Source organism: Collinsella aerofaciens, from assembly GCF_902501475.1.
Lineage (GTDB): Bacteria > Actinomycetota > Coriobacteriia > Coriobacteriales > Coriobacteriaceae > Collinsella > Collinsella aerofaciens_AL.
In genome coordinates this window covers 1-4,498 of sequence record NZ_CABWIF010000031.1, presented here as the reverse complement: position 1 = coordinate 4,498, position 4,498 = coordinate 1, and the positions used below count along the sequence as shown (strand labels likewise).

5 protein-coding genes are annotated in these 4,498 nt (G+C 55.3%); all 5 read left to right on the top strand.

Going from position 1 to position 4,498, the window contains the following annotated elements; all coding sequences use genetic code 11:
- Positions 1-260 precede the first annotated feature (260 nt).
- On the top strand, positions 261-1,880 hold the full coding sequence (locus tag GDJ93_RS06380; protein WP_152068175.1) for a transglutaminase domain-containing protein: 1,620 nt from the start codon (positions 261-263) through the stop codon (positions 1,878-1,880).
- A 125-nt stretch (positions 1,881-2,005) separates the two neighbouring features.
- Positions 2,006-2,596 carry a hypothetical protein gene (locus tag GDJ93_RS06375; RefSeq protein WP_152068174.1) on the top strand — a complete coding sequence of 197 codons (591 nt, stop codon included), beginning with the start codon at positions 2,006-2,008 and terminating at the stop codon, positions 2,594-2,596.
- Between the two features lie 84 nt (positions 2,597-2,680).
- Complete coding sequence (locus tag GDJ93_RS06370) at positions 2,681-3,382, top strand: sugar transferase (RefSeq protein WP_152068173.1); 702 nt, start codon at positions 2,681-2,683, stop codon at positions 3,380-3,382.
- Complete coding sequence (locus GDJ93_RS06365) at positions 3,383-4,252, top strand: glycosyltransferase family 2 protein (protein WP_152068172.1); 870 nt, start codon at positions 3,383-3,385, stop codon at positions 4,250-4,252.
- A gap of 3 nt (positions 4,253-4,255) precedes the next feature.
- Positions 4,256-4,498 (top strand): sugar phosphate nucleotidyltransferase (locus GDJ93_RS06360; protein ID WP_152067635.1); only part of this gene is annotated, 243 nt, incomplete at its 3' end.

Sequence of the window (4,498 nt, the reverse complement as noted above, 5' to 3'; positions counted from 1 at the left end):
GACTGTCGGTTCGACGTAGAAGCCTCAGCCGTAGCAACGGATTGCCCAGCGAGAGATCGCCGCGGGCGGATATTAAACTGCAAAGACGAGCGTCGGTAAGACACGCCGAGGTCGCCGCGGACGGGCTAATATAGGGAGAGGGCCTGACCCCATATCGTTGGGGCCAGGCCCGATTTTGTCTCTTGACAATGTCCTGCTCATATTAAATGCCGGTACGCTTGCAGAATCGTACCTGTTCCGATTACAGAAAAGGGGCCGTCATGCGTAAGCCTGCCTCCTGCGTCCTTTCCATCGCGCTCTCGCTCGTAATGACGGTTGGTTTTATCCCGTCACCCGCGCTTGCCGAAATCGCCAGTGCGCCAGAACCCGCCGCGCAAAGCGCCGGCAAACCTAACGAGAGCCCAGCCGAAACCACGTCGGGCCAAGCCCGGGCAAACGATCAAATCAGCGCCGCCTCCGGCACCAATGTAACGGCCAACGCAACGCAGCCGATCGACGCCAGCATGTTCAGTATCGAGGACACCGACATTCGCTACACGGGCAATCCCGTGATGCCCACCGTCACGTCGTCGACCGTGCCGAGCGACCAGTACACTGTCGCCTACGAGAACAACGTAGCCATCGGTCAGGCGACCGCCGTTGTGACCGCCGACGACCAGAACTACAGCGGCACCTGCGCGATCCCATTTGAAATCAAACCGGCGAACGCGGCCGCGAACTACCAGCACAGCACCACCGCGCAAAGCGGCGACATCACGCTCACCGTCCAATGGAACGACCCGAGGCTCGGCCAGGAGACCACGTTCCATGTGACTGCGACGGGCGGAAGCGGTGCGTACCAATTCCGCATGGACGCACCGACGTATATGGATCCCGACGGTAGCAGCGAAAGCGTTGCCGACCCCAGCCGTAACCAGTGGCAGCAATACACCGGCGAATGCACATCGCACGACTACCAGTTCGAAATGACCGCTAGCGGCACCTATTACCTGCGCTTTTACCTGATGGATAAGGCGGCCGGCGTGTACTATCTGCGCTCAAACGTGTTTGCGAGCGCGAACGACGACGCCTATCCGGCGGTCAGCGCCATCGTGAAGTCCGCAGTCGACAAATGCAGCGCCGATACCGACGGGTCCGACTACGCCCGCGCCCTGTGGCTGCACGACTGGACTCTTGACCATCTGGAATACGACCACGACCTTAACTGGTGCTCGGCCGAGAGCGGCCTCACGCGCCACCAGGGCACCTGCGAGAGCTACCAGCGCATCTACTCCAAGCTCCTTAACGCAGCGGGCATCGCCAACGGCCGCATCACCGGCAACGGCCACACCTGGAACGCCGTAAAGATCGACGGCAAATGGTGCCAGATGGATCTAACCTGGGACGACACCAGCGACAACTGGTACGGGGACCTAGACCAGCGCCATCTGTACTTTGGCCTGACCGACGAGCTCATGGCAATCGCCCACTCCGACCACACGTCAAATTACCAAAAGGACGACTACGCCTACCGCTCGACCGACCTATCCAACAATTACTTTGTGCGGAATGGCAAGGCCGATAAATGGGCCGAGAAGTATGCCGACCGAATTCAGCAGCACCTTGATGCCAAGGAAGAGAGCTTTTCCATCAACGCTGACAACCAGTCCTTCCCGCCGAGCATCTCGGGGATTCAGAATGGGATCGTTGCTTATGCGATGAATCTGAGGGAGTGGGAGACCAATAACAGCAAAGTGGAGCTCGCTGCGACTTCGAACGTCACCAAAGAATCAAACAGCAAATGGAGCGCAAAGTACAGGTTTTTGTATCTTTCGACAGATGACATTATACGAGCAATTAATCAGCGTTTGCCCAGATTGCGCAAAATGTACTGCCATTAGGTGCATCTCCATACCCCTCTATAAAAACCTGTACTTTTGCGACTGCGCCTAGCTGCGAGCGAGAAGCCTGTTCTAAACGCCCCTGCATTTGCGTGCATCGCAAAACCAAAAGAGGGGGCGAAAACATGGAACAGACGGCACGGCGCCAAGAGCAGCTGCCGGGCGCATTTAACGGCGCCACCACCAACAGCCAGCACGGCCGCGTCCGCTGGTATCTGGTCCATACCCCCCATGGAAAAGAGCGCGAGATCTGCGAAAAGGTTCGCCGCATTATCCCGCACAACCTGATGCAGGACGCTTTTGTGATGCAAAAGGAGTTCTGGTTTAAGCGGGACGGCGCCTGGTCGCTCCAAACCAAACCCATGTACAAGGAATATTTCTTCGTCGCTACGCACGATGCCGCCGCGCTCGATAGGGCTTTGGCCCAGTTGAGCTTTGGCTGTCGCATCGCCGGCAGTAGGGAGCGGGCGTACATGCCCATGCCGGACGATGCACAGGACTGGTACCGCAGCGTGCTGGACGACGACGGCGTGGTGCGCAACAGCGTTGCGCGCATAGAAGACGGCGTTTTGCACATAGAACAGGGCCCTTTGGTGGGGCAAGAGGCCCGTGTTAAAAAGATCGACCGTCATAAACGCTGGTGCCTGGTGGACGTAGGCGAGGGCGACTCCACATTTAGAGAGCTGCTGCCGCTGGATGTTCCCAACAAAACGTAAGGGAGACGTTGCACCAGCTATTCGTTCGCATTTTTGAATTTACCGATTGGGGGATCCCTGGGGGACAGGGACGTAAGTTTGACTGTGGCTGCTAAAGAAGTAACAGAGAAGTGTATGCCAACGAGAGATGCACTTGTTGTAAATCAAATAAAGCCTAGTGGAACATTGGGCTATCGCTTTGTTAAGAGACTGTTTGACCTTGTTTTTAGTCTTATGGCAATCGTAATTTTATTCATTCCAGTGGGCCTTGTGTGCGTCCTGATTTGTCTAGAGTCTCCGGGTAATCCCTTCTACACCCAGGAGCGAGTTGGCAAAAATGGCAAGGCCATCAAGATTTATAAGCTGCGCAGCATGGTTTCCGATGCGGGTAATGTTCAGAAGTATTTAAACTCGGAGCAGCTGCATCAGTGGGAAATTGAGCGCAAGGTCGATAACGATCCGCGTATCACTAAGGTCGGGCAGTTTATTCGTAAGTGCTCTATCGATGAGATGCCGCAGTTTCTCAATGTGTTGAACGGTGACCTTTCTGTTATCGGTCCTCGCCCTATTACGCGCGATGAACTCGAACTGCATTTTTCTGATGAGGAGAAGGATGTATTTCTTTCGGTTCAACCTGGAATTACCGGGTTATGGCAGGCAACGGATCGCAACGATGCGTCATTTGAAAGCGGTCTGCGCCAAAAAATCGAATTGCATTACGTCCGGAACCGTTGTTTTCGAATGGACTGGAAGTGTTTCGCCGGCACTTTCGGCGCCATGTTTGGCAAGGAGAGGACGGGCAGATAGATGGAAATCTCCGTCATCATTCCGACTCTTAATGCTGAGCATGAAATCGATGGGCTTTTAATTGCCCTCGAACATCAGTCTATTCAGCCGGTTGAGATTCTGATCGTTGATTCTGCTTCGGAAGATAAAACTATCGAGCTGGTCCGGCAACACAAAATAGTCCGCCTGTTGGAGATTGATCGCCGGGATTTCAACCACGGCACCACAAGAGATATGGCGCTAAGGGAGTCGAGAGGTGACTTTGTATGTTTCCTCACCCAAGATGCTGTGCCTGTTTCTGATGATTACCTGAAGCGGCTTGTTGCTCCCATGGTTGATGATTCCGACATCGCTCTCGTAAGCGGCAGGCAGCTGCCTAAGGCGGATGCCCGACGTTTTGAACAGCTGGTGCGTGGTTTCAACTATCCCGACTGGCCATCCGTTCGTTCCAAATGCGATCTCGAGAAACTCGGTATTAAGACGTTCTTTGCATCTGATGCCTGTTCTGCCTATCGACGAACTGCATATCTCGAATGCGGTGGATTTGATCGTGTTAATACCAACGAGGACATGCTCATGGCCGCCAAGTTTATCGCCTCGGGTATGAAGGTCGCTTACGAGCCGCGTGCCGAGGTCTATCACTCGCATAACTTGACGCCAGCCCAACAGTTTGCCCGCAACCGTGCCGTTGGTTTCTTTCTCGAAACGCATACAGACGAACTCATGCATGCAAGTGAGATTGGTGAAGGAGGCCGGCTAGTCAAGATGGTTTCGTCGCAACTCCTACGAGAGGGAAGTTTTGGCGAGTTCGTTGCTTTCGGAGTTGACTGCTGCGCCCGTCTTCTCGGAAATCGTGCTGGCCGCAGGGCAGCAAGAAATGAAAGGTTATAGCTAATGAAAGGCATCATCCTCGCCGGCGGGTCCGGCACGCGCCTGTACCCGCTCACGTTTGTGACCAGCAAGCAGCTGCTGCCGGTCTACGACAAGCCCATGATCTACTACCCGCTCAGCACCCTCATGCTGGCGGGAATCCGGGACATCCTGGTCATCTCCACGCCGACCGACCTCCCCAACTTCGAGCGCCTGCTCGGGGACGGCTCGCGCTACGGCGTGAACCTGTCCTACGCCGAGCAGCCC